21 protein-coding genes and 1 pseudogene are annotated in these 24973 nt (G+C 64.2%); 7 read left to right on the forward strand and 15 right to left on the reverse strand.

Annotated features, from left to right (window positions below; translation table 11 throughout):
* Positions 1 to 249: 249 nt before the first annotated feature.
* The 4 genes from mnmG (at position 250) to ACVWZ4_RS11820 (ending at position 4861) form a co-directional block, all read left to right on the forward strand.
* Entirely contained in the window at positions 250 to 2130 is a 1881-nt protein-coding gene (gene mnmG / locus ACVWZ4_RS11805; RefSeq protein WP_456740342.1) for a tRNA uridine-5-carboxymethylaminomethyl(34) synthesis enzyme MnmG, read from the forward strand.
* 9 nt (positions 2131 to 2139) lie between these two features.
* Positions 2140 to 2913, forward strand: a complete 774-nt coding sequence (rsmG, locus tag ACVWZ4_RS11810) for a 16S rRNA (guanine(527)-N(7))-methyltransferase RsmG (protein WP_456700438.1) — start codon at positions 2140 to 2142, stop codon at positions 2911 to 2913.
* Positions 2914 to 2943: 30 nt separating this feature from the next.
* On the forward strand, positions 2944 to 3810 hold the full coding sequence (locus ACVWZ4_RS11815; RefSeq protein ID WP_456700437.1) for a ParA family protein: 867 nt from the start codon (positions 2944 to 2946) through the stop codon (positions 3808 to 3810).
* Positions 3811 to 3970: 160 nt separating this feature from the next.
* Entirely contained in the window at positions 3971 to 4861 is an 891-nt protein-coding gene (locus ACVWZ4_RS11820) for a ParB/RepB/Spo0J family partition protein (RefSeq protein ID WP_456736827.1), read from the forward strand.
* A 160-nt stretch (positions 4862 to 5021) separates the two neighbouring features.
* Here ACVWZ4_RS11820 and holA read toward each other — a convergent pair whose 3' ends face one another.
* The 4 genes and pseudogenes from holA to ACVWZ4_RS11840 all read right to left on the reverse strand — a co-directional run bounded on the left by holA (position 5022) and on the right by ACVWZ4_RS11840 (position 11201).
* A complete protein-coding gene (gene holA, locus ACVWZ4_RS11825; protein ID WP_456742207.1) occupies positions 5022 to 6050 on the reverse strand; it encodes a DNA polymerase III subunit delta in 1029 nt (342 codons plus the stop codon).
* A gap of 112 nt (positions 6051 to 6162) precedes the next feature.
* Positions 6163 to 6714 (reverse strand): LPS assembly lipoprotein LptE, encoded by a 552-nt coding sequence (gene lptE, locus ACVWZ4_RS11830; protein WP_456700434.1) that lies wholly within the window; start codon positions 6712 to 6714, stop codon positions 6163 to 6165.
* A pseudogene (gene leuS / locus ACVWZ4_RS11835) lies at positions 6701 to 9338 on the reverse strand (leucine--tRNA ligase). The gene lptE and the pseudogene leuS overlap by 14 nt, the downstream one beginning before the upstream one ends.
* 147 nt (positions 9339 to 9485) lie before the next feature.
* Positions 9486 to 11201: a diguanylate cyclase domain-containing protein gene (locus tag ACVWZ4_RS11840; protein WP_456740344.1), complete on the reverse strand. Its 1716-nt coding sequence runs from the start codon at positions 11199 to 11201 to the stop codon at positions 9486 to 9488.
* Between the two features lie 109 nt (positions 11202 to 11310).
* Between ACVWZ4_RS11840 and ACVWZ4_RS11845 the strand changes: the two genes are divergently transcribed.
* Positions 11311 to 12000, forward strand: a complete 690-nt coding sequence (locus ACVWZ4_RS11845) for a YggS family pyridoxal phosphate-dependent enzyme (protein WP_456740345.1) — start codon at positions 11311 to 11313, stop codon at positions 11998 to 12000.
* Between the two features lie 80 nt (positions 12001 to 12080).
* On the opposite strand, the gene ACVWZ4_RS11850 is transcribed toward ACVWZ4_RS11845, so the two are convergent.
* Positions 12081 to 12650, reverse strand: coding sequence for a L,D-transpeptidase family protein (locus tag ACVWZ4_RS11850; protein WP_456742208.1), 570 nt, complete (start codon positions 12648 to 12650; stop codon positions 12081 to 12083).
* A 203-nt stretch (positions 12651 to 12853) separates the two neighbouring features.
* On the opposite strand from ACVWZ4_RS11850, the gene ACVWZ4_RS11855 reads away from it, so the two are divergent.
* Both ACVWZ4_RS11855 and ACVWZ4_RS11860 read left to right on the forward strand, forming a co-directional pair.
* Positions 12854 to 13540, forward strand: a complete 687-nt coding sequence (locus tag ACVWZ4_RS11855) for a response regulator transcription factor (protein WP_007598630.1) — start codon at positions 12854 to 12856, stop codon at positions 13538 to 13540.
* Positions 13541 to 13600: 60 nt separating this feature from the next.
* Positions 13601 to 14044: a cyclic nucleotide-binding domain-containing protein gene (locus ACVWZ4_RS11860; RefSeq protein ID WP_456700430.1), complete on the forward strand. Its 444-nt coding sequence runs from the start codon at positions 13601 to 13603 to the stop codon at positions 14042 to 14044.
* A gap of 129 nt (positions 14045 to 14173) precedes the next feature.
* Here ACVWZ4_RS11860 and xth read toward each other — a convergent pair whose 3' ends face one another.
* The 10 genes from xth to ACVWZ4_RS11910 all read right to left on the reverse strand — a co-directional run bounded on the left by xth (position 14174) and on the right by ACVWZ4_RS11910 (position 24969).
* The gene (gene xth / locus ACVWZ4_RS11865; RefSeq protein WP_456736829.1) at positions 14174 to 14989 is read right to left on the reverse strand and encodes an exodeoxyribonuclease III; all 816 of its coding nucleotides are present in this window, start codon (positions 14987 to 14989) and stop codon (positions 14174 to 14176) included.
* Between the two features lie 66 nt (positions 14990 to 15055).
* Positions 15056 to 15871 (reverse strand): outer membrane lipoprotein carrier protein LolA, encoded by an 816-nt coding sequence (locus tag ACVWZ4_RS11870; protein ID WP_456700428.1) that lies wholly within the window; start codon positions 15869 to 15871, stop codon positions 15056 to 15058.
* A 108-nt stretch (positions 15872 to 15979) separates the two neighbouring features.
* The gene (locus ACVWZ4_RS11875) at positions 15980 to 18466 is read right to left on the reverse strand and encodes a DNA translocase FtsK (RefSeq protein WP_456740346.1); all 2487 of its coding nucleotides are present in this window, start codon (positions 18464 to 18466) and stop codon (positions 15980 to 15982) included.
* 8 nt (positions 18467 to 18474) lie between these two features.
* The gene (locus ACVWZ4_RS11880; RefSeq protein WP_456740347.1) at positions 18475 to 19689 is read right to left on the reverse strand and encodes an aminotransferase class I/II-fold pyridoxal phosphate-dependent enzyme; all 1215 of its coding nucleotides are present in this window, start codon (positions 19687 to 19689) and stop codon (positions 18475 to 18477) included.
* 468 nt (positions 19690 to 20157) lie between these two features.
* Positions 20158 to 21606: an ammonium transporter gene (locus ACVWZ4_RS11885; RefSeq protein ID WP_456700425.1), complete on the reverse strand. Its 1449-nt coding sequence runs from the start codon at positions 21604 to 21606 to the stop codon at positions 20158 to 20160.
* A gap of 38 nt (positions 21607 to 21644) precedes the next feature.
* Positions 21645 to 21983 (reverse strand): P-II family nitrogen regulator, encoded by a 339-nt coding sequence (locus ACVWZ4_RS11890; protein WP_456740348.1) that lies wholly within the window; start codon positions 21981 to 21983, stop codon positions 21645 to 21647.
* A gap of 315 nt (positions 21984 to 22298) precedes the next feature.
* The gene (locus tag ACVWZ4_RS11895; RefSeq protein WP_456700423.1) at positions 22299 to 22916 is read right to left on the reverse strand and encodes an ATP-dependent Clp protease proteolytic subunit; all 618 of its coding nucleotides are present in this window, start codon (positions 22914 to 22916) and stop codon (positions 22299 to 22301) included.
* A 41-nt stretch (positions 22917 to 22957) separates the two neighbouring features.
* A complete protein-coding gene (locus tag ACVWZ4_RS11900) occupies positions 22958 to 23314 on the reverse strand; it encodes an SRPBCC family protein (RefSeq protein WP_456700422.1) in 357 nt (118 codons plus the stop codon).
* On the reverse strand, positions 23311 to 23625 hold the full coding sequence (locus ACVWZ4_RS11905) for an ArsR/SmtB family transcription factor (RefSeq protein ID WP_456700421.1): 315 nt from the start codon (positions 23623 to 23625) through the stop codon (positions 23311 to 23313). Before ACVWZ4_RS11905 ends, ACVWZ4_RS11900 begins: the two co-directional genes overlap by 4 nt.
* A 42-nt stretch (positions 23626 to 23667) precedes the next feature.
* The gene (locus ACVWZ4_RS11910; RefSeq protein WP_456700420.1) at positions 23668 to 24969 is read right to left on the reverse strand and encodes an ammonium transporter; all 1302 of its coding nucleotides are present in this window, start codon (positions 24967 to 24969) and stop codon (positions 23668 to 23670) included.
* Positions 24970 to 24973: the final 4 nt, after the last annotated feature.

The raw sequence follows: 24973 nt of genomic DNA on the forward strand, positions 1-24973 counted from the left end.
AATCCAGAATCTCCTGTCGAGGGGTTCTGATTGCTTCACTTCGCGCAAAAACGCGTGCGTCACGGCTCAACGGCTCATGCCCAGCGTCGTGCCGCCGCCGGCTTGTTTCACGTGAAACACGGCCCGCGCTCCCATTGTCCATGGGGTGTCACGAAGCCGCTCCGCCTGCCGCGGTGCCGTTTCACGTGAAACGCCATCTCACCCAGTTTCCACTTCCGGCTTTCCACCCTCTGAGCTAGAAGTGCGCCCATGCGATCAGAGCGAGAGATTTACGACGTCATCGTCATTGGCGGCGGCCACGCCGGCTGTGAAGCCGCGGCTGCGGCCGCCCGAATGGGTGCTGCGACCGTTCTGGTGACACATCGTTTCGCCACGGTTGGCGCGATGTCCTGCAATCCTGCCATTGGTGGTCTCGGTAAGGGCCATCTGGTTCGTGAGGTTGATGCCCTCGACGGCCTGATGGGCCGGGTCGGCGATGCCGGAGGCATCCAGTTTCGGGTGCTGAACCGCCGCAAGGGTCCCGCAGTCCGAGGTCCGCGGGCCCAGGCCGACCGGAAGCTTTATGCCGCCGCGATGCAGACGGCGATCCGGGAGACCGCTGGTCTGTCGGTGATCGAAGGCGAGGCCGACGAACTGGTCGTGACCGATGGCCGGGTCACGGGACTGCGCTTGGCTGACGGCCGTGAGCTCCGGGCAGGGGCTGTGGTTGTCACCACAGGCACCTTCCTGCGGGGTCTGATCCATATCGGCGAGAAGAACTGGCCCGCCGGACGGGTCGGCGAGGCCCCCGCGATGGGTCTTTCCACGTCATTTGAGCGTGCCGGCTTCACACTGGGACGGTTGAAGACCGGCACTCCACCACGTCTTGATGGCTCGACCATCGACTGGTCTGCGGTCGAGATGCAGCCCGGAGACGAGCCGCCCGAGCCGTTTTCGGTCATGACCGAGCGGATCACGTCCCCGCAGATCCAGTGCGGGATCACCCGGACGACCTCAGCGACCCACGAGGTGATCCGGGCCAATGTCCATCGCTCTCCGATGTACTCCGGCCAGATCAAGAGTTCGGGACCGCGCTATTGTCCCTCGATCGAGGACAAGATCGTCCGCTTCGGCGACCGCGATGGCCATCAGATCTTCCTGGAGCCGGAAGGGCTGGACGATACGACCGTGTATCCCAACGGCATCTCGACCTCGCTGCCGGAGGAGGTCCAGCTCGCGATCCTCGCCAGCATTCCCGGTCTGGAGCGGGTGAAGATGGTCCGTCCGGGCTATGCCATCGAATACGACCACATAGATCCCCGCGAGCTCGATCCGACCCTCCAGACCAAACGACTGCGCGGTCTCTTCCTGGCGGGACAGATTAACGGCACCACGGGATATGAGGAAGCTGCCGGGCAGGGCATCGTGGCCGGCCTGAATGCGGCACTCTCAGCCAGTGGTGCTGCGTTGACGGTGTTCGACCGCGCCGACGGCTATCTCGGCGTCATGATCGACGACCTCGTGACCCGCGGCATCAGCGAACCCTATCGAATGTTCACCTCGCGGGCCGAGTATCGGCTGACCTTGCGGGCGGACAATGCCGATCAGCGCCTGACGGAGAAGGGGATCGCTCTCGGCTGCGTCGGCAGTGCCCGAACCCGATTCCACCGAGCCAAGATGGATGCCTTAAACGGGGCCCGAGCTCTCTCGAAGTCCCTGACCATCACCCCGAACGAGGCGATCAAGCACGGATTGTCTTTGAACCGGGATGGTCAGCGACGCTCGGCCTTCGAGCTGATGGCCTATCCCGATATCGGCTGGCGCCAGGTCCGGGCGATCTGGCCGGAGCTGTCCGCTATCGACGCGGTGATCGCGACCCATCTCGAGATCGACGCCAAATACGATGTCTATCTGGAACGCCAGAGTGCCGACGTCGAGGCTTTCAGGCGCGACGAGGGAATGGTGCTGTCGGAGGTCGACTACAGCCAAGTCCCCGGTCTCTCCAACGAGGTCCGGGCCAAGCTGGAGAAAGCGCGGCCGTTCACGGTCGGCCAGGCCGGCCGGATCGACGGCATGACGCCGGCCGCACTCGGCATCCTTGCGGCCTATCTTCGCCGCGAGGCGCGTAAGTCGACCAAAGCAATCGCATAGGCGTTTCACGTGAAACAGCGCGGATCGGGCGGGGACAGGCCGCTATCGCGACGACCCGGAGCCGGCGAGGGCGCCACGCGTCGATCCGATCCGGGGTCGGCCAAGCCGAAGATCGACAAGGCCGCCGCCAAGGATCAGGCGCTTGATTCCATCATCGCCGCCGACAAGCGCGCGGCGTTGAAGCTCGCGCCTGTCTCACATGAAACGGAGGCTCGGCTCGATCGCTACGTCACGCTGCTGCGGGAGTGGCAGGTCAAGACCAATCTGGTCGCGCCCTCGACCTTGCCGCAGCTCTGGACCCGGCACATCGCCGACTCACTTCAGCTCGTCGATCTCGCACCCTCAGCGACACGCTGGGCCGACCTCGGCAGTGGTGGCGGCTTTCCCGGCGTCGTGTTGGCTTGCGCCATGGCGGGGACTCCAGGTGCGAACGTCCACCTCGTCGAGCGAATCGCCAAGAAGGCCGCTTTTCTGCGCGAAGCTGTTCGCATCACCACATCTCCGGGAGTCGTACATCTCGCCGAGATCGGGGATAATGTGGATAGAATCACCGGCCCTGTCGATTGCGTCACCGCTCGCGCGCTAGCTCCGCTACATCAGCTCATCGGCTTTGCGGAGCCGCTGCTGCGTCAAGGCGCAAAGGCGTTATTTCCAAAGGGCCAAGATGTAGAGGCTGAATTGACCGAAGCCGCTAAATATTGGAATATTCAGCCGCAACTCCATCGCAGCAGGACGGGCGATGGCTGGATCGTCGAGCTGACTTCAGTTGAACGGCGCGCCTGAGGCGCTCAGGGGTTGAGTTGGGGAATTTCGATGACCGTAATTGACGTGCCGCAGCAAGATCAGACGGACCCAGAAAAGGCCGACGTTCCCCATGGTCACCCGCGCATCCTGGCGCTGGCGAATCAGAAGGGCGGCGTGGGCAAGACAACCACTGCGATCAATCTCGGCACGGCACTCGCGGCGATTGGCGAGCGCGTCCTGATCGTCGATCTCGATCCGCAGGGCAACGCCTCGACCGGCCTCGGCATCGATCGCCGCAACCGCTCATGCTCGACCTACGACGTGCTGATCGGCGAAGCCCCGCTGCGCGAGGCGGTGGTCTCGACCGCGGTGCCGCGGCTGCATATCGCGCCCTCGACCATGGATCTCTCCGGCCTCGAACTCGAGCTCGGCACCACCCCCGGACGCGCCTTCAAGCTGCGCGATGCGATCGGGGCGCTCAACAACAACGTCTCGCCTGAGGCCGACTACACCTACGTGCTGATCGACTGCCCGCCTTCGCTGAACCTGCTCACGGTGAATGCGATGGCGGCGTCGGATGCGATCCTGGTGCCGCTGCAGTGCGAGTTCTTCGCGCTCGAAGGTCTGTCGCAATTGCTGCAAACGGTGGAGCAGGTGCGCTCGACGCTCAACCCGAACCTGTCGATCCACGGCATCGTGCTGACCATGTTTGACTCGCGCAACAACCTCTCCAACCAGGTCGTCGCCGATGTCAGGCAGTTCATGGGCGAGAAGGTCTACAAGACCATGATTCCGCGCAACGTCCGCATCTCGGAAGCGCCGTCCTACGGCAAGCCGGTGCTGGTCTACGATCTCAAATGCGTCGGCAGCGAAGCTTATCTGCGGCTCGCCACCGAAGTGATCCAGCGCGAGCGGGAGCTGCGCGTCACGCATTGATCCAACACCGATGCATAAGGTGGGTTAGCCGAAGGCGTAATCCACCAGTCTACCACCACAGTCGAAGCAATGGTGGGTTACGCTCTGCTAACCCACCCTACCTTCCACGATTCGAAATTCAGTTCTGGAGTGCTGCAGCGTGAATCCAAGGGAGCTGGCGATGGCCGATGAAGCGCGTTCGCGACTGGGCCGAGGTCTTGCGAGTCTGATCGGTGACGTCGGCGGCGAAGCTCAGCACGTCGACCGTCCACGCGCGCAGCGCAAGGTACCGATCGAATTCATCAAGGCCAATCCGCGCAATCCGCGCCGCACCTTTTCGGACACCGAGCTCAAGGAGTTGTCCGAATCGATCAAGCAGCATGGCGTGATCCAGCCGATCGTGGTCCGTCCCGTGAAGGGCGCGCAGGATCGCTTCGAGATCATTGCCGGCGAACGGCGCTGGCGCGCCTCGCAGATGGCCGGTCTGCATGAAGTTCCGATCGTGCCGGTCGACATCAGCGACAGCGATGCGCTGGAATTCGCGATCGTCGAGAACGTGCAGCGCGAAGACCTCAACCCGATGGAAGAGGCGCTCGGCTATCATGCGCTCGCCAACGAGTTCAAACGCAGCCAGGACGACATCGCAAAGGTCGTCGGCAAGAGCCGCAGCCATGTCGCCAACATGATGCGGCTGACCAAGCTGCCGGCGGAGGTGCAGACCCTGATCACCAGCGGTGAGCTGACGGCGGGTCACGCCCGCGCCCTGATCGGCGTGCCCGATCCGCTCGCCGCCGCCAAGCGCATCGTCGCGGAAGGCCTCAACGTCCGCCAGGCCGAAGCGCTCGCGCATGAAGAGGGCGTGCCGGAGCGCAAGCCGCAAAAGACGCGCACCACCGCGGCCAACAAGGAGAAGGACCCGGATACGATCGATCTCGAGAAGCGCGTCAGCGATGCGCTCGGCCTCAGGGTGACAGTCAATCACCGCGACCCCGGCGGCTCGGTCCAGATCAACTACCGCAACCTCGATCAGCTCGACGAGGTGATGAAGCGGCTGGCGAAGGGCGCGCTGTAGGCGCGTCCCTGGTGTCGTACTGGCGCGCAGGCTCCATCCACTCGTGCGAGCGCAGCGAAGCAGTCCAGAGTCCCTCCGCGGAAAGATTCTGGATTGCTTCGCCACGTTCGCAATGACGTGGGCGAGAGTTGCGCTCCCGATGAGCTGAAGAGCGTCGGCCTTACCCCCGCCGCTTCGCATTCGCGGCGATCGCCATCAGCGTGCGCTGGGCGATGGCGGCGGCGAGCGTCGATTGCTTGCGGGTGTCGAGTGCGGCGGTCGCAAGCTGCTCGATGATGGCGGCGAGCCGCGTCACGCTGAAATTGCGCAGCGCCGCCTCCACCGCAGGCTTTCGTGAAAAATGCAGCCGCGGATAACCGCTATCGAGCACGGCCGAGGCCGGCGTGCCGTCGGCGATCGCGAGCGCCGACTTGTGCAGCCACGCGGCCTGGCGCTGTGCGGCCGAGATGATCAGGCCGGGATAGGTGCCGGCGATCATGGCCTTTGCGAATTCAGTCTCGACGATGTCGGGCCGGCCGGCGAAGGCGCCGTCGACGATCGGATCGAGCTTCAGCTCGGATGCGTCGGCGACCACGGACATCACGTCTTCAAGCGTGATCTCGCCCTTGCCGTGGGCGTAGAGCGTGAGCTTGCGCAGCTCGTTGCGCGAGGCCTGGCGGTCGCCGCCAAGGAAGGACATCAGCGCGGCGCGGGCATCCTGCGCGATGCGCAGATTGGCGATGCGGAGCTCGTCCTCCATCAGCTTCGCGAGATCGCGCTCGGTGTCGGGATAGCAGCCGATCGCCACGGCGGTCTTGGCCTTCTCGCAGGCCTTGCGCAGCGGCGATTCCGGCCGCAGCTCGCCGGCCTCGATCACGATGCGGCAATCCTTCACGTTCATCTCGCACAGTGTTTCGACGCCGCTGGCGAAGCTGCGCGAACCCGCGCGGATGCGAATGGCGCGGCGGCCGCCGAACAGCGGCACGGTCATGGCTTCATCGACCAGGCGCGAGGGTTCGGCGGAGAGCTCGTCGCCATCGAGCTTCACCAGCGAGAAGGGATCGTTGGGATCGTCGACGGCGGATGCAATCAGGGCGTCAGCACGCTCGCGCACGAGGCCCGCATCAGGGCCATAGAGCAGGACGACCGGCCGCCCCGCATCGGGCCGGGCCAGGAAGGCGTCGATCTCTTTTCCGCGCAGCGCGACCATGTTGCTCAAGGTTCGTCATTCCGGGGCGCGCCAAGCGCGAACCGGGAGTCTCGATCTACAATCTCTGGATTCCGGGTTCGCCCTGCGGCCGCCCCGGAACGAGGGAACTGAATCAGGTGCCTGCGGTGAAGAACGCGGCAAGCCGGGTGTTGATGTTCTCGGCGATCTCGTTCGCGGCACGATCCTCGGCGTCACGCGCCGCACGGTTGCGGGCGAAGCGCTGGTAGGAGCCGGGCATGTCGTAGGACACGCGCGAGAACGTGGTGCCGGTCATCACCGATTTGCCGGTCGCGACCTCGACCAGATTGTACTGGCAGTCGATGCCGTAGTTCTCGGTGTTCGGCAGGCCGGTATTGGGATCGACGATCAGCGACGACTTGGTTGTGCTGAAACGGATCTCCAGCCGATGGGTCGGTGGCATCCCCGTCGCCGAGCCGTAAAGCTTGAAGGCGAGGGCGTTGCGGACCTCGACGCCGACCCGGGCCTCTCGCGAGGCGTTGGCCTTGCTGATCGGCGGAAGCTCGACCCCCATCAGCTTTTCACGCAAGCCCGGGGTGCCGTCGGTATGCTCGGCATACATCGGCTGGAAGCAGCCGGCCGTCAGCGCCGCCAAAGCGGCGACCGCCAGCAAGCGGGCTGCGATACGGATCCTAGCCGACAACATTCACGATCCTCTTGGGAACGATGATCACCTTGCGGACGGGCTTGCCGTCCAGGGCCAGCTTTACAGCATCGAGGGCCAAAGCGGCAGCCTCGATTTCCGGATTCTGGGCCGCTGTTGCAACCGTGACCTCACCCCGCTTCTTGCCGTTGACCTGGACCACCAGGGTCACGCTGTCTTCGACCAGCAAATCGCGTTCGATTTGCGGCCAATTGGCCTCGGAAACCAGCCCGGGCTGGCCCAGAACCTGCCAGCACTCCTCGGCCAGATGCGGCATCATCGGGGAGACCAGCTGGACCAGGATCTGGCTGGCTTCCCGGATCGCCCAAGCCAGATCCGGAGCCAAGTCGGGTGCCGCCGGACCGGGGCGCTGCAGCACCTCCGAGAAGGTGTTCGTGAACTCGCGGATATGGGCGAGGCAGACGTTGAAGTGCAGCCGCTCGATGCCTGTCGTGACCTTGTCGAGCGCGCCGTGGGCGGCCTTGCGCAGGGCAATCGCGTCGTCGCCAAACGAGGCCGGCCGAGCCGCCGGCGCGCCCTTGCCGAGTTCCACGGCATCGTTCACCAGCCGCCACAGCCGCTGCACGAAGCGCGAGGCGCCCTGGACGCGCTCGTCGCTCCAGATCACGTCACGGTCGGGCGGAGAGTCCGACAGCATGAACCAGCGGGCAACGTCGGCGCCGTAGGTCGCGATGATGTCGTCGGGATCGACCGTGTTCTTCTTCGACTTCGACATCTTCTCGATCGGACCGATCGTGACGTCCTCGCCTGTGCTGAGCAGCACGGCGCGGCGCCCGTTGCCGTCGACCTCGATCTTCACCTCAGCCGGCTGCACCCAGCTGCCGTCGGCCTTCTGGTAGGTCTCGTGCACCACCATGCCCTGCGTGAACATGCCGGCGAACGGCTCGTCCAGCGCAAGGTGCCCGGTCGCCTTCATGGCGCGGGTGAAGAAGCGACTATAGAGCAGATGCAGGATCGCGTGCTCGACTCCGCCGATATACTGGTCGACCGGCAGCATCCGGTTGGCGACATCAGGCGTCGTCGGCGCGGTCGCGTTCCAGGGATCGGTGAAGCGCGCGAAATACCAGGACGAATCCACGAAGGTGTCCATGGTGTCGGTTTCGCGGCTCGCCTTGCCACCGCATCGGGGGCACGTGACGTGCTTCCAGGTCGGATGGTGGTCGAGCGCGTTGCCCGGGCTTGTCGAAGCTGACATCCTCCGGCAGCACCACCGGAAGGTCGGCATCAGGCACCGGCACCACATCGCACTTCGGACAGTGGATGACGGGAATCGGGCAGCCCCAATAGCGCTGGCGCGAAATGCCCCAGTCGCGCAGGCGGAAATTGACCTGGCGCTCACCGACCGGCGTGTTGCCGCGCAGCTCACCCTCGAGGCGCTTTGCAACCTCTTCCTTCGCCTGCTCGATCGTCATGCCGTCGAGGAAGCGGGAATTGATCATGCGGCCGTCACCGTCATAGGCGGTGTCGGTGATGACGAACGTCTTGGGATCCTGGCCCTCGGGGCACACGACAGGCGTGTTGCCCAGATTGTACTTGTTGACGAAGTCGAGGTCGCGCTGGTCATGCGCGGGGCAGCCGAAGATCGCGCCGGTGCCGTATTCCATCAGCACGAAATTGGCGACATAGACCGGCAGCTTCCAGCTCGGATCGAACGGATGAACCGCGCGGATGCCGGTGTCGAAACCCTGCTTCTCCGCGGTGTCGATGATCGACTGCGCGGTTCCGATCTTCTTGATGTCGGCGATGAACTCCGCAAGTTTGGGGTTCTTCGCGGCTGCTGCCTGCGCCAGCGGATGATCCGCCGAGATTGCCATGAATTTCGCGCCGAACAGCGTGTCCGGGCGGGTCGTGAAAATCTTCAGCTCGCTCTCGCCGGCAGGCGTCGTCGCCTGATCCAGCGCGAAGCGGATCAAGAGGCCCTCGGAGCGGCCGATCCAGTTGCGCTGCATCAGCCTGACCTTGTCGGGCCAGCGGTCGAGGCCATCAAGCGCGGACAGCAATTCCTGCGCGTACTTGGTGATCTTGAACACCCATTGGCTCATCTCGCGCTGCTCGACGACGGCGCCGGAGCGCCAGCCGCGGCCGTCGATCACCTGCTCGTTGGCGAGCACGGTCATGTCGACCGGATCCCAGTTGAGCTTGCGCTTCTCCCGCTCGGCAAGGCCCGCGGCGAGCATGTCCAGGAACATCTTCTGCTGATGCTTGTAATAGCCGGGATCGCAGGTCGCGAATTCGCGGGACCAGTCCAGCGACAGCCCGATCGAGCGGAGCTGCTTCTTCATCGCCGCGATGTTGTCGTAGGTCCAGGCCTTCGGCGCGACCTTGCGCTCGATGGCGGCGTTCTCGGCCGGCAGGCCGAAGGCGTCCCAGCCCATCGGATGCAGCACGTTGAACCCCTTGGCGCGCATGAAGCGGGCCAGCACGTCGCCGAGCGTATAATTGCGGACATGGCCGATATGGATGCGCCCGGAGGGGTAGGGGAACATCTCCAGCACATAGTATTTGGGCCGGGAATCATCGTTCTTCGAGACGAAGATCGCCTGTTCGTCCCATTTGCGTTGCCAGCGCGGTTCGGCGTCGCGGGCGTTATAGCGTTCGGAGGTCATGGAATCGTTGGGTTTTCGAGAGTTCGGGCCGCCTTGAGAGGGCGGACTAGGCCATAAAAGTCCTCAGCGGGTCAATGGGTTGCCGAAATGCGATAGGACCCCCGAGGCACCTCAAACGCTCCGATTCAAGACGGCGGAGGCCCGGCTTCAAGACGCGAACAGGGCGGCACCGCTAACCATCATTTCCGTGGCGCCGTTGTCGATCGCCTGCACGCCATGCTCGACCACGTTGTTGCGGCCGCGATGCTTGGCGGCGTAGAGCGCGGCGTCGGCGGCTTCGATCAGATCGCCCGGACGCAAGCTCTCGTTGGGCCGCGTCGCCGCAACGCCGATCGACACCGTAACCACCATGTGGGCGGAGGTGATGTGCGGCAGGCAAAGCTTCAGCACGGCCGCGCGCACCTGCTCGCCGATCTCGACGGCGTGGTTCACGTCGGTGTTCGGCAGCAGCAGGCAGAACTCTTCGCCGCCATAGCGTGCCGCAAAGCCCATGGTATCGGCGGCGATGCCGGACAACGACTCGCCGAGCCGGGTCAGGCAGGAATCGCCTTCGAGATGGCCGTAGGTGTCGTTGAACAGCTTGAAATGGTCGACATCGATCATCAGCAACGCGAGTTCGCTGCCATATTGCTGGGCGCGCATCCATTCGAAGTCGAGGCGGCTCTGGAAGCCGCGGCGGTTGGCGAGGCCCGACAGCATGTCGATCGACGCCATCACCGTCAGCCGGTCGTTGCTTGCGATCAGCTCGCGCTCGCGCTGGCTGAGCTGCGCGGCCATCGCGTTGAACGCGCGCGCCAGCGGCACGAATTCGGACGGCAGGCTTTTACGCGCTGCGCGGGCCGACAGATCGCCCTCGCCGAGACGCTTGGCCATGTCGGCGAGCATTTCGATCGGCATGATCACGAGCTTTTCAGCTGCTATCAGCGCGCCGAGCAGCACGAACACGACGACGAAGGCGAGCTGGAGATAGGCGGTCCTGATGTCGCGGCTCACCGCCGCGGACACCTTGTCCTCATCGATACTGGCGATCAGGCGGGCATTGGTGCCGGCGATGCGCGTGTAGCTGACCGCGCGCCGCGAACCATCGGCGGCGAGGAACGACAGCGAACCCTCGTCCTGGTCGGAGCGCAAGGCCATGTCGGCAATCGCGGACATCAGCGGCATGTCGTCGAGCGGACGACCGACCGCGCCGCGCTGGTCGGCGGGTGCGGCCATCACGGTGCCGGCGCTGTCGACCAGCACCGCCGTGATGCCTTCGCGGCCGCCAAGATTGTTCATCACCTTCGACATCCAGTCGAGGTTGACGGTTGCGAGCACGACGGCATCAGCGACGCCACTGAACGCGGACACCGGGTAGACCGCCATCACGGTCGGCGCCTGCACCGGTCGCGACAGGATGAAGTCGGACAGCACGAAGCGGCCGGTCTGCTGCGCCTGCTGGAAATAGGGCCGATCGGAGAGGTCGAGGCCGACATACATGTTGTTGGTCGCGCACTGGATCCGGCCGTCCTGGCCGGCGATCAGGAGCGTGCGGATCCAGGGAAGGCTCGTCGGCAGGCTCGCACGCAGCACGTCGCAGCTCTTGCTGACGCCGCCGGCGGAGGCACGGATGAAGGCTTCCGATTTCAAGATGGTCTCGACCGACGAGATCACCTCGCGCTGCGCGTCGGCGCTGTGCCTTGCGACGGTGGTGAATTCGGCCGTGGCCTGCGCAATCTGCTCGGTGCGGGTGTGCTCGAGCGATCGAATGCGATCGAGCATCAGCGGCGCGACCAGAATCACCGCGAGCAATGCAAGCCTGGCCCTGATGCCGAGGACCTGCTTGAGTTTTGCTCGTTTGCGGTTGAAACTAACGTTTGCCATATGCGCGACCCATCCCGCGCACCAAGGTAAAGCGAAGGGTTCAAAATCCCTTTCTTGAACTCGGTAAAATTGGACCTACTTCCGTTACGATCACAGCTCGACCGCCACCATGACAGAACGAGACACGGCGCCGCTAACCGGCGATTCACCAAATGCGCTCACTGCGGTCGAAGCGGAGATTGCACGCGCCTGCAAGGATGCGCGGCGTGATCGTGCGTCCGTCACGTTGATCGCGGTGTCCAAGACGTTCGCGGCGGATGCAGTCATCCCGGTTATCGGCGCCGGACAGCGCGTATTCGGCGAAAATCGCGTGCAGGAAGCCAAGGCCAAGTGGCCGGCACTAACATCTGTTTACCCCGGCATCGCGCTGCATCTGATCGGGCCGCTGCAATCCAACAAGGCGAAAGAGGCGGTCGCGCTGTTCGATGCGATCCATTCTGTCGACCGTCCGAGCATTTGCCAGGCGTTAGCCAAGGAAATCGAATCTCAGAACAAGCACCCGCAACTCTTCGTCCAGATCAACACCGGCGAGGAGCCGCAGAAGGCCGGCGTCGCGCCCGGCGAGGCGGACGCCTTCCTCAAGAGCTGCCGCGACACCTATGGTCTGACGATCTCAGGCCTGATGTGCATCCCGCCGGTGGACGAGCCGCCGGCGGCTCATTTCGCGCTGACGGCCAAGATCGCCGCGCGCAACGGACTAAAGAACCTGTCGATGGGCATGAGCGCGGATTATGCGACCGCGATCATGTTAGGCGCCACCCATGTGCGCGTAGGAAGCGCCATCTTCGGGCATAGGTAGGAGCCGTTGGCGGCCGGCGGCCGGCCTCGCTCGTGGGAGCGCGAAGCGGCGGCGGTCTGATCCTTGCCGAGCATGAACCGTCACCCGATGATGATTGTCGTTCTCGGTCCTATCCGCCGCAGCAGTTGTAGCATCGCCGCCCTGGTCATGGAGACGCAGCCGGCGGTCGGGCCGAAATTGTCGCGCGCCAGATGCAGGAACACGGCGCTGCCGCGGCCGGCGATGCGCGGCCTGGTGTTGTGGTCGATTTCGATGATGAAGTCATAGAGATGGTCCGCCCGCTTCAGCCGGTCGCCGCCCTCGCCCTCCCCACGGCGGATCCACTGGTTGTAGTGGCGATCACCGGGATCTTCACACCAGGCATCCATGTCGCCGATCGTCCGTGCCGGCAGAAAGGTCTTGGGACGGCTGTGCCGGTCGCCCCGCCACCACAATTGCCGGGGACGAAAACGGCCCCTGGGGGTGCCGCCATCGCCCTCGCGCTTATTGGCCCGAATGCCGCCGCGCCCCAGCGCCACTGGAATCGTCAAGCCGCCTGCCGTCAGCCAGCCCCGGCGCGGATTCCCGGCGGCAGCCTTAACGCGGATCGCGGAAAGCGGTCCCGATCCACGATTTCTGTTGTAACTGGCTGACTCAGCTCTGTTTTTCATGGTGAACGCGCCATACAATATTCATTACAGGACATTCATCGATCCGCCCTGCTATTCTGGGTTAGAGTGATTCCGGCTTGTGAATCGGTGACAGCCCACTACTTCAACACGAACAACAATAAAAATAGCGATCGCTTTAAACTTCCCACCGCGGCTGAGTGCGGCATGATGCGCCTCGCCGGACTCCAAAAGGATGACCCCCTATGGCCAATGCCCGCAAGATCCTGATCGTGGATGACGATACCGATCTGCGCGACACGTTGGTGGAGCAATTATCGCTGCACGAAGAATTTGAAGCCTCCGCCGTCGATACCGGCGCCAAGGGCGCCAGCGCAGCAAAGGCCAACGCTCCCGATCTCGTTCTGATGGATGTCGGCCTTCCCGACACCGATGGCCGCGAAGTGGTTCGCTCGTTGCGCAAGGGCGGCTTCAAGGCGCCGATCATCATGCTGACCGGGCATGACACCGATTCCGACACGATTTTGGGCCTGGAATCCGGTGCCAATGATTATGTCGCAAAGCCGTTCCGTTTCGCGGTGTTGCTGGCCCGCATCCGCGCCCAGTTGCGACAGCACGAGGCCAGCGAGGACGCGGTGTTCTCGGTCGGTCCCTACTCCTTCCGCCCCGGCTCCAAGATGCTGACCGCGGCCAATGCCCGCAAGGTGCGCCTCACCGAAAAGGAAACCGCGATCCTGCGCTTCCTTTACCGGGCCGGCCAGATGCCGGTCTCGCGCGAGACCCTGCTCCAGGAGGTCTGGGGTTACAATTCCGGCGTGACCACCCATACGCTGGAAACCCACATCTACCGCCTCCGCCAGAAGATCGAGAAGGACGCCGCCAACCCGGAAATCCTGGTGACGGAAGCCGGTGGCTACAAGCTGGTGCCGTGATACGTTCCGGATGCGCGCGATTCGTCGTAATTTGGCGCGTTCCACGAGCCACGGACCGGAATGTCAATCGACGATGACGTAGCGCTGCTCGAGCGTGTCCCGACACTGCGCCTGTTGGGAGACGCCTCGTTGCGCATGCTGGCGATCGGTTCCGAGCAGCGTGACTTCGTTCGCGGCGATATCCTGTTCAATCTCGGTGACAATGCCGACGCCGGCTTCGTGGTCCAGCGCGGCGCCTTTCGCGTCGATGACGGCGCCGGCGCCGAGATGATCGCCGGCCCCGGTACGCTGATCGGCGAGCTCGCGCTGGTGGTGCCGATGAAGCGGCCCTCCGGCGCGGTCGCACTGGAGCACTCCTCCGTCATCCGCATCGCACGCAGCCTGTTTCAGCGTGTGCTCGAGAGCGATCCCGCTGCGGCGGTCCGCCTGCGCGACGAATTCGCGGTTCGCTCCAGCCAGATCGCCAGCGACATCCTGATGGCCGGCGCGAAGCTCACGGGCTGATCCTCATGGTGAGGAGGCGCGTCAGCGCCGTCTCGAACCATGAAGGCCCGGTTACCGCCTGCGGCCATCCTTCGCGACGCGCGCGATGCGCGCTCCTCGGGATGAGAGCGTCAAGCGCGGCTACAGGCTTCACACCTCCAGCGTCACGGTGACAGGGACGTGATCGGAGGGACGCTCCCAGCTCCGTGCATCGCGCAGGATCTTGAAATCGCTGACCGCATCCTTCAGCGCGCGCGACACCCAGATGTGATCGAGCCGCCGGCCGCGGTCGCCGACGGTCCAGTCGGCGGAACGGTAGCTCCACCACGTGTAGACTTTCTCCGACATCGGGATGCGGTCGCGCGCGACGTCGATCCATTCGCCGGCTTCGAGCGCCGCCTTCAGCTTCTCGGTTTCGACAGGCGTATGCGAGACCACTTTGAGAAGCTGCTTGTGCGACCACACATCGTTCTCGTGCGGCGCGACGTTGAGATCGCCGACCAGGATATGACGATCCTCCCCGCGGGGATGCAGCGGCTCGCACGCCTTCAACTCGTCGAGGAAACGGAGCTTGTGGTCGAATTTTTCGTTGAGCGCGGGATCGGGAATGTCGCCGCCGGCGGGCACGTAGAAATTATGCAGCACCAGCGGCTTTGCGATGTTGGCCTTCTCGCCGAACGACACCGAGATATGGCGCGAATCCACCTTGTCGCAGAAGGTGCGGATGTCGGTGGATTCGAACGGAATCTTCGATACGATGGCGACGCCGTGATAGCCCTTCTGCCCGTTCAGCGCGACGTGCTCGTAGCCGAGCCGCTTGAAGCGCTTCAGCGGAAAGGCGTCGTCGATGCACTTGGTCTCCTGGAGGCACAGTACGTCGGGCCGTGCGCTCTTGAGAAACTTCGCGACCAGATCGATGCGCAGCCGCACCGAGTTGATGTTCCAGGTTGTCAGGGAAAGACGCATGAGAGTTGCGTCTTAGCATGGATCGTCGCGGCCGAAATGCTTGTCCACAGGGGCAGTGCCGCAGCGCTACCCCGGCGATGGCACGTTGTAATTGGTGAAGTCGATCTTGAACATGTTGGGATCGAGCTTCTTGCCCGCATCGAGATTGTAGACCGCCACCGTGGTGTCATAGCCTTGGGGATCGGTGACGGTCCATTGCTTCAGCTGGCCGTCCTTGGCGCCGATCATCAGCAGCAGGCGGCTGGTGCCGACCAGGGCCTGCTTCTCTTCGATGGTGACGCTGATGAAGAGATCGTCGGCGGTGACGTTGACGACGTTGGTGTCCTTCATCAGATCGATGCGGTCTGACAACAGGAAGCGCAGCGGCGTCTGCGACAGCGGATAGACGTCCTGCGTCGCGAGCTTGCGGTCGCGCACCACCACCGACGATCCATCGGCGATGATGTCGATCGGGCTCGGCGGATCATATTCGAAGCGGACCTTGCCCGGCTTCTGGATGTAGAAATCGCCCTGCGTCTTGCTGCCGTCGGGGCCGACCTGGACGAAATTTCCGACCAGCGTCGACAGCGACGACAGATAGGCGCTGACCTTGGCCGCCTGCGCTTTCTGGTTCGCATCGAACGTCTGGAAGATGCTGCTCGGCACGTTGCGGCGCGGATCGGGAATGATCGGATTCGGCGGAGCCTGCGTCGCGCCTGTGATCGCCGGCCCCCCGGCGGGCGCAGCATTGTCACGGCTCTTCGGTGCCGGCTTCGGCACCGGCACGTTCTGCGCAAACGACGCTGCGGTCACCAAGGCGGCGGTGACGAGAAGCACACCCGCCGCGCGCGCGCTGCGGGCAGCGAGAGAGGCTGCGAATCCAATGTCCGGATGTCTGGTCAACGCGTCGTCCTGTGTGGCTGGGCGTCGTTTTAACGTGATTTCGAGCAAAAGCAGAGATCGATTTTCCGTGAAAATGTCATTCCGAGGCGGGCCGGAGGCCCCCTTGCCTCACATGTGACTGTCTTCTTCTTCGACCAGAATCTCGCGTTTGCCGGCGTGGTTGGCGGGTCCGACGATGCCTTCCAGTTCCATGCGCTCCATCAGCGATGCGGCGCGGTTATAGCCGATTTGCAGCCGGCGCTGGATGTAGCTGGTCGAGGCCTTGCGGTCGCGTTTGACGATCGCAACGGCCTGCTGGAACAGGTCGCCGCCGCCATCCGCGCCCATTCCACTGGCGTCGAACACGGCGCCGCCGTCTTCGTCCTCGCTCGGCTCTTCGGCGGTGACTGCTTCCAGGTATTCCGGCTGGCCCTGCGTCTTGAGGTGGCGCACCACCTTCTCGACTTCGTCGTCCGAGGCGAACGGTCCGTGCACGCGGCTGATGCGGCCGCCGCCGGCCATGTAGAGCATGTCGCCCTGGCCGAGCAGCTGCTCGGCGCCCATCTCGCCCAAAATCGTGCGGCTGTCGATCTTCGAAGTGACCTGGAAGGCGATGCGGGTCGGAAAGTTCGCCTTGATCGTGCCGGTGATGACGTCCACCGACGGACGCTGTGTGGCAAGGATCACATGCAGGCCGGCGGCGCGTGCCATCTGCGCGAGGCGCTGCACCGCGCCTTCGATGTCCTTGCCGGCGACCATCATCAGGTCGGCCATTTCGTCGACGATGATCACGATGTAGGGCAGCGGATCGAGCGAGAGCTTCTCTTCCTCGTAGATCGCCTTCCCGGTCTCCTTGTCGAAGCCCGTGTGTACGGTGCGCGTCGGCTCTTCGCCCTTGGCTTTCAGTTCGCCGAGCCGCGTGTTGTAGCCGTCGATGTTGCGCACACCGAGCTTGGCCATGTTCTTGTAGCGCTCTTCCATCTCGCGCACGGCCCATTTCAGCGCGACCACCGCCTTCTTCGGATCGGTCACGACGGGTGTGAGCAGATGGGGAATGCCGTCATAGACGGAGAGTTCGAGCATCTTCGGGTCGACCATGATCAGCCGGCACTGATCCGGCCGCAGCCGATAGACCAGGCTCAGGATCATCGTGTTGATTGCAACCGACTTACCGGAGCCGGTGGTACCCGCGATCAGCATATGCGGCGTGCGCGCGAGGTCGATGATGACGGGCTCGCCGCCGATGGTCTTGCCGAGGCAGAGCGGCAGCTTTGCCACCGTGTCGACGGTTTCCTTGGCGACCAGCAGCTCGCGCAGATAAACCTTCTCGCGATGCGCGTTCGGCAGCTCGATGCCGATGGCATTGCGGCCAGGCACGACGGCGACGCGCGCCGAGAGCGCGCTCATCGAGCGGGCGATATCGTCGGCAAGCCCGATCACGCGCGACGATTTGATACCGGGCGCCGGCTCGAGCTCGTACAGGGTGACGACAGGACCCGGATTGGCTTTCACGATCTCGCCGCGCACGCCGAAGTCCTGCAGCACGCCTTCGAGCGAACGCGAATTGGCCTCCAGCTCGGCCTTGCTGAGCGGCTGGCGATCGCCGGCCTTGGGCGCAGCCAGCACGGACACGGATGGAAGCTCGAACTTGTCGGAGGATTTCCTGGAAGCGGCTTTCGGTGCAGCCTTCTTGCGTGGCGCACGCGCGATCGGCTCCTCCTCTTCCTCCTCTTCGTCTGCTTCTTCCTCGTGCTCGTCCTCGTCCTCGTGGTCCTCGTCTTCGGATTGCGGCGAGATCGAGGGCGCGGCGCGGCCGCCGCCGAGATTGGGTTCTTGTCGGCTGAACGGAACGGCCTTGCTCTTCGATCCGCTCGAAACCAGGGAGCGATAGGCGGCACCACACAGCCAGATCAGCCGCGCCTTGGTGCTCATCAGCGCATGGAACAGCCAGCCCAGCGACACCGAACCGCGATCGCCGTCGTCTTCGTCATCGAGCGTCTTGTCGTCGTCCTCGATCTCCGCGAGTTCATCATCGCGCTCGCGGGCACCGAGGCCGCAGGCGATCAGGAAGGTCGCGGCCAGCGCGACGAACAGGATGGCGCCGAGCGCCATGCGATAGATCGCGCCTGGTGGCCCGAAGATCACCGCGGGCGCACGCACCAGCGCATCGCCGACCACGCCGCCCAAACCGGTGGGAAGCGGCCAGGCGCCGCCATGCGGCCAGCAGCTGACGAAGCCGGCCGTGATCACCGTGCAGAGAATCCAGGCGCCGAGCCGCAGCGCTTCGCGATCGAACGGACGGTGGGTCATCATGCGCCAGCCCCAGACCGCGACGGTGAGGATCAGCATGATCGCGCCGAGCCCGAGGATCTGCATGGCGAGGTCGGCGCCGATGGCGCCGGCGTAGCCGAGAACGTTGTGGATCGGCCGCGAGGTCGCGTGGCTGAGGCTCGGGTCCTGGACCGACCATGTCATCAGCGCGGCGGAGGCGACGCCCGACAGCGTGACCAGGCCGAAGCCGGTCAGCTCGCGCACGCGCCTCGCCAGCCCCTCGCGGAGCGAAGGCGGCAGATGGCCGACCAGGGGAATGACGCGTTCGATTGTCGACATGCTCATGGGCCCGCCTAACCCAGAGTTTCGACCAGCCGGTGCAGCGCCTGCACCGTGGTCTCACTGTCCTGCACCAGCGCCAGCCGGATATAGCCGGCACCGGGATTGAAGCCGTCGGGCTGAAGCCGCGCCAGGTAGGAGCCGGGCACCACGCGCACGCCGGCTTCCTTGAAGAGCCTGAGGGTCACGGAGACGTCGTCGCCGATCTCCGACGTATTGAGCCAGACGCAGAAGCCGGCATCGGGCCGGCGATAGCCATAGCGATTGCCGATGATCTGGTCGGCGAGATCGAATTTGATCCGATACAGCCTGCGGTTCTCTTCGACATGCGCCTCGTCGCCATAGGCAACGGTCGCGACATGCTGGAGCGGTACCGGCACCTGCGGCGCCGCGATGTTGCGCAGCTCCAGGAACATGCCGATGAGCTTCCTGTCGCCGGCGGCGAAGCCGACGCGCAGGCCCGGCAGGTTGGAGCGCTTCGACAGCGACTGGAACGCAAGCACGCGGGTGAAATCGGCGCCCGCGCATTCGAGCGCGCTGCCCGGTGCTTCCCTTGTGTAGATCTCGGAGTAGCACTCGTCGCTGAGAATCACGAAGCCGTGGCGGTCGGCGAGGCTTTTCAGGCGCGTGAAATAATCGCGCGATGCGACCGAACCCTGCGGATTGGCTGGCGATGCCAGGTAGAACGCCACCGTGCGCGCCAGCGTCGCCTCGTCGATGGCATCGAGATCGGGCAGGAAGCCGTTGTCGACGGTGGTCGGCAGGTAAACCGGCTCGCAGTTAGCGGCGCCGGCGCCGGCGCCGTAGACCGGATAAAACGGGTTCGGCATCAGGATGGCGGGCTTGCCGGGCTTCGGGCCGACATAGCGCGCTGCCGCGATCGCGGCGAGGAACAGCCCCTCGCGGCTGCCATTGAGGACCAGAATCTCGGTCTTCGGATCGAGCGGTCGCGGCAGCCTGAATCGCGAGGACAGCCAGGCGCTCGCGGCCTGGCGAAACGGCTCGGTGCCCTGGTTCATCGGGTACCGTCCGAAATCGGCAATGTGCTTGGCCAGCACGGGGCCGACGAAATCAGGCACGGGATGCTGCGGTTCGCCGACTGCGAGCGAAATCAAGGGCTTGCCGGGTTGATGCGGCGCCAGCAGCTCGTTCAGCCGGACGAAGGGCGAGCGTTCGTTATTGGCGCTTCCACCTTCGAGCGGCGCACGGGATGAAGCGGTCATGACCATTCTGGGCGCCAGTACTCTCGGAACGGCCGGTCGCACGCGGGCGCCGGCGGGAAGGCGGTTCAATTCACCATAGATAGGGCGAGGTTAAGACGCGATTAACCATCGGCCGGCGGGGTGCGTCCAGAGCTGGAATAATGGGGCCGGATAACAACGGGATGGAAGATCGAAGTCGATTTGAGTTCGGCCGGCAGCAGCGCTCTCTCAGTTCCCTCCCCCCCCCCGTTGTGGGGTCAGGGAGCGGCGCCGCGCGGGGATTCCTTCCGTTGCGCGCCCGCCCTCAATGGATCATCAAGAACCAGCATCATTTCCTCGGCCACCCCCTCCCCAACAAGGGGCGACGGGACGCTTTGCCAAAAAAAGGGGCTCCAACTTGCGCTGGAGCCCCTCAACGGTCGGGGCATTGCCGGGTATGTGCCCAAACCGCAGGAGTGAACGCGATCTCCAGGGAGATCGCGCCCGGGAGAACGGTTACATGTTGTAGGCGCGTTCGGTGTGCTCGGTGATGTCCAAGCCTTCACGCTCGGTCTCGACGTTGGCGCGAAGGCCGACGATCACGTCGACGACCTTGTAGAGGATCGCAGAACCGATGCCGGACCACACCAGCGTGGTGCAGACGGCTTCGATCTGGGACAGCATCTGCGCAGCGAAGTCGTAATCGGCAACCTTGGGCGGGATCGCGGTGTAGTCGATGATGCCGGCACCACCGAGAGCCGGATTGACCAGGATGCCGGTGCCGAGGGCGCCGACGATGCCGCCGATGCAGTGCACGCCGAACACGTCGAGCGAGTCGTCGTAGCCGAGCGCGTTCTTCACGACGGTGCAGAAGAACAGGCAGACCACGCCGACCACGAGACCGAGGACGATCGCGCCCATCACGCCGGAGAAGCCGGCGGCAGGGGTGACGGCCACGAGGCCCGCGACAGCGCCGGAGATGACGCCGAGTACCGACGGATGACCCTTCACGATCCACTCCGCGAACATCCACGACAGCGCGGCGGCTGCAGTGGCGACGAAGGAGTTGGTCATGGCGAGCGCAGCACCACCGTTGGCCTCCAAGTTGGAGCCGGCGTTGAAGCCGAACCAGCCGACCCAGAGCAGCGAGGCGCCGATCATCGACATGGTCAGCGAGTGCGGAGCCATCAGCTCCTTGCCGTAGCCGACGCGCTTGCCGATCAGGAGAGCGCCGACGAGACCGGCGATGCCGGCGTTGATATGCACGACGGTGCCGCCGGCGAAGTCGATCGCGCCCTTCTTGAAGATCCAGCCGGCGTCGGCGTTGATCTCGTCGAGCTTGGCCTGAGCCGCAGTCTTTGCCGCTGCGTCAGTCGCGGCAGCAAGAGCCTTGGCCGCATCCTGGATCGCGTCCGGGCCGGGCCAGTACCAGACCATGTGCGCGATCGGGAAGTAGATCAGCGTGACCCAGAGCGGAATGAAGAGAGCGATCGCCGCGAACTTCATGCGCTCGGCGAAGGCGCCGACGATGAGGGCGGGCGTGATCGCCGCGAAGGTCATCTGGAAGCACACATAGACGAGCTCCGAGATGTTGGCGTCGACCGAGAAGGTCGCGGCCTTCGAGTCGGTGGTGACGCCCATCATGAAGGCCTTGGAGAAGCCGCCGATGAAGTCGGAACCGCCGGTGAAGGCGAGGCTGTAGCCGTAGACGGCCCAGATCACGGTGACGACGCAGACGGTGTAGAACACCTGCATCAGCACCGAGAGCATGTTCTTGGAACGAACGAGGCCGCCGTAGAACAGCGCGAGGCCGGGGATGGTCATCAACAGCACCAGCACTGTCGATGTCAGCATCCAGGCGTTGTCTCCCTTGTTGACCGTTGGCTCGGCATAGGCTGCGGTCGCAGCGAACAGGCCGACTGCGAGAGCCGCCAATCCCGCGCCATAGGGACGCTTAAACGTCATTTCATTTACTCCTGATTGGATTTTGGTTGAGCGCGAAATCAAAGGGCCGCGGCGTCGGCTTCACCGGTGCGGATGCGGACCGCATGGTCGAGGCCGATGACGAAGATCTTGCCGTCGCCGATCTGTCCGGTTTTGGCGGCGGACGTGATGGCCTCGATGGTCTTGTCGACCTGCTCGGAGGCAATGGCGACTTCGATCTTGATCTTGGGCAGGAAGCTCACGGCATATTCGGCGCCGCGGTAGATTTCCGTGTGGCCTTTCTGACGGCCATATCCCTTGACTTCCGTCACCGTGAGACCGTGAACGCCAATGGCGGTCAAGGCGTCACGGACTTCTTCCAGCTTGAATGGCTTGATAATCGCCATAACAATTTTCATGGGTCCTATCCCCGCTTGGGCCCGGTCCGGACATGGCCGGGCGTTTCTCGACTGGTTCGCCACGAGGGAGAAGTTCACTACGCGGGCACAGCCGGGACCCTTAGAATCAAATGCCGTGCCAGAACCGGCGACTTGCCTAACGGACTATGAAAACGGGGATTTTCGCGTTGGGCGGGTAATCCGCCGCAATGCGCCAATACGTCGCGCTCAATACGTGGTCAGACGTGATCAAAAACTGGGCATGACAGGGTGCCGACACAATTGCTGCTCACGTGTCGGGCAGCAATGCAGGTATCTTGTTACAGACGGGGCCGATTAGCTGGCGTCGCGATCGGCCGGCTGGCGCTCGGCAAATACCCGATCGATCAGGCCCCACTCGACCCCCTGCTGCGCGGTCATGAAGTGGTCGCGATCCAGGGTCCGCTCGACTTCCTCTACGGTCCGGCCGCAATGCTGCGCATAGAGCCTGGTGATGCGCCGCTTGGTGTCCTGCATCTCGTTGGCATGGATCAGGATGTCGGACGCCTGGCCCTGGAAGCCGCCGAGCGGCTGGTGGACGTGAAGGCTCGCATTGGGCAACGCGGCGCGGTGGCCGGGCTCGCCGGCCATCAGCAGGAACGAGCCCATCGAGCGCGCGGTGCCCATGCATAGCGTATGCACCGGCGCCTTGATGAACTGCATGGTGTCGTACATCGCAAGGCCAGAGGTGATCACGCCGCCATAGGAGTTGATGTAAAGATTGATCGGCCGGTTCGGATTCTCCGCTTCCAGGAACAGGAGCTGCGCGCAGACCAGGCCCGACATCGCGTCATTGACCTCGCCGTTGAGGAAGATGATGCGCTCGCGCAGCAGCCGCGAGTAGATGTCGAAGGACCGTTCGCCGCGTGCGGATTGCTCGACGACCATAGGGACGAGCTGAAGCATGTCGCGCATCGGCGACCTCCATGTCTGCAGGTGATGAGGTTCGGTTGGTGTCAGGCCGCCGCGCGCATGAGGCAACGATTGCAATTGGCCGGCTGCGGTAGTTTTACGTTGATCTCGCAGGCCTGCTGGATGATGCGGAAGCGGGTGCCGCCCGACACGTTCGGCTCGATTCGGAAGATGACGCGGCTCTCGCGATACGGCGGTTCGGAATCGCGAAGCCGGTAGCGCACCTCTTCGCCCGGGATCGATGTTTCCGGCTCGGCGCCCGCAAGATCGCAATCCGGCAGCCAGCGCTCGCGCAGGGCGGGAATGGTTACGGCGCGCCAGACTTTTGCCGGCGGAGCATCGAATTCATATTCGAGCACAAGGGCTTCGTCAGGACGTTCGGGCTTCGCGGCGTCGCTCATTGATCCATATCCTTCAGGAGGTCGGCGAGTGCTTCCATGCGCTTCGGCCAATAGGCGCGGTAGCGCGCAAGCCATGTACCGATGGCGACGATCCCGTCGGGATCGACTTCGTAATTCACAAAGCGGCCTTGCCGCTGCTCGCGCACGAGGCCTGCCGCGCGCAGCACCGAAAGATGCTGCGACATCGCGGGCTGGCTGATCTCCAGTCCGTCGCGCAAGGCGCTGGCATTGAGGCTGCCGTCGGCGAGCTTCTCAAAGACCCTGCGGCGGGTCGGGTCGGCCAGCGCCCTGAAAATATCGGCTTCGATCATGACAACACATAAGCACGTGCTTATGTGTTGCGCAAGCCCTGATTATTGCAGCGCTTCGCCGTGCTGGGTGATGTCGAGACCCTCGAGCTCCTGCTCGCGCGACACGCGCAAGGGCACGAACAGGCCGACCAGCTTGAGCAGGATGAAGCTCACGCCCGCCGACCAGACGAAGGTGACGGCAACGCCATAGAGCTGGATCAGCAATTGCTGCGGATGGCCCTCGAGCAGGCCGGCGGTGCCTCCGATGGCGCTGGTCGCGAACACGCCGGCGAGCAGCGTGCCGGTCAGCCCGCCGATGCCGTGGACGCCGAACACGTCGAGCGAATCGTCATAGTTGAAGCGGTGCTTCAGCCAGGTGCAGGCCCAATAGCAAATCGCGCCGGCGGCGATGCCGATGACGATGCCGTGCCACGGCGCGACGAAGCCCGAGGCCGGCGTGATGGTGCCGAGGCCGGCCACGGCGCCCGAGATCATGCCGAGCACCGAGGGCTTGCGCCGCGTCGACCATTCGATCGCGCCCCAGGTCAGCGCGCCGGAACAGGCCGCCAGATGGGTCGCGATGATCGCCATCACCGCGCGCGAATTGGCAGCACCCGCCGAGCCGCCATTGAAGCCGAACCAGCCGACCCACAACAGGCCGGTGCCCATCACGGCAAGCGACAGATCGAACGGCGACAGATTTTCGGTGCCGTAGCCGTAACGCCGTCCCATCACTTTCGCGGCCACCAGGCCACCGGTGCCGGCCGACAGATGCACGACTAATCCGCCGGCGAAATCCATCACGCCCATGCTGTTGAGGAAGCCGCCTCCCCACACCCAATGTGCCAGCGGAATGTAGACGAAGATGAACCAGGCCACCGAGAACAAGAGGTAAGCGGAGAACCGCATCCGGTCGGCGACCGAGCCCGCCACCAGCGCCACCGTGATGATCGCAAACGTCATCTGGTAGAGCATGAACAGCGCTTCCGGGATCGTCTTCGCGGCCGGGTTGACGCTGTCCATGGTCATGCCGGCGAGGAACCAGCGATCGAGCGAGCCGATCCACGGGCCGTCGCCGGCGAAGCACAGCGAGTAACCGAACGCGACCCAGAGAATGGAGATGATGGTCACCGCGGCAAGGCTCTGCGCCATGGTCGCGAGCACGTTCTTCTTGCGCACCATGCCGGAATAGAACAGCGCCAGTCCCGGGATCGTCATCATCAGCACCAGGGCGGTGGCGACGATCATCCAGGCGGTGTCGGCGGTGTTGATCTCCGATGTCGTGGCGTGGGCCGGCGCGGCCATCACCGACAACAATCCGAACGGCGCAGCCAAAGCGGCCACGCGGCGCAACAATCCCGCCATGTCG

It is taken from the genome of Bradyrhizobium sp. USDA 4472, assembly GCF_054058595.1.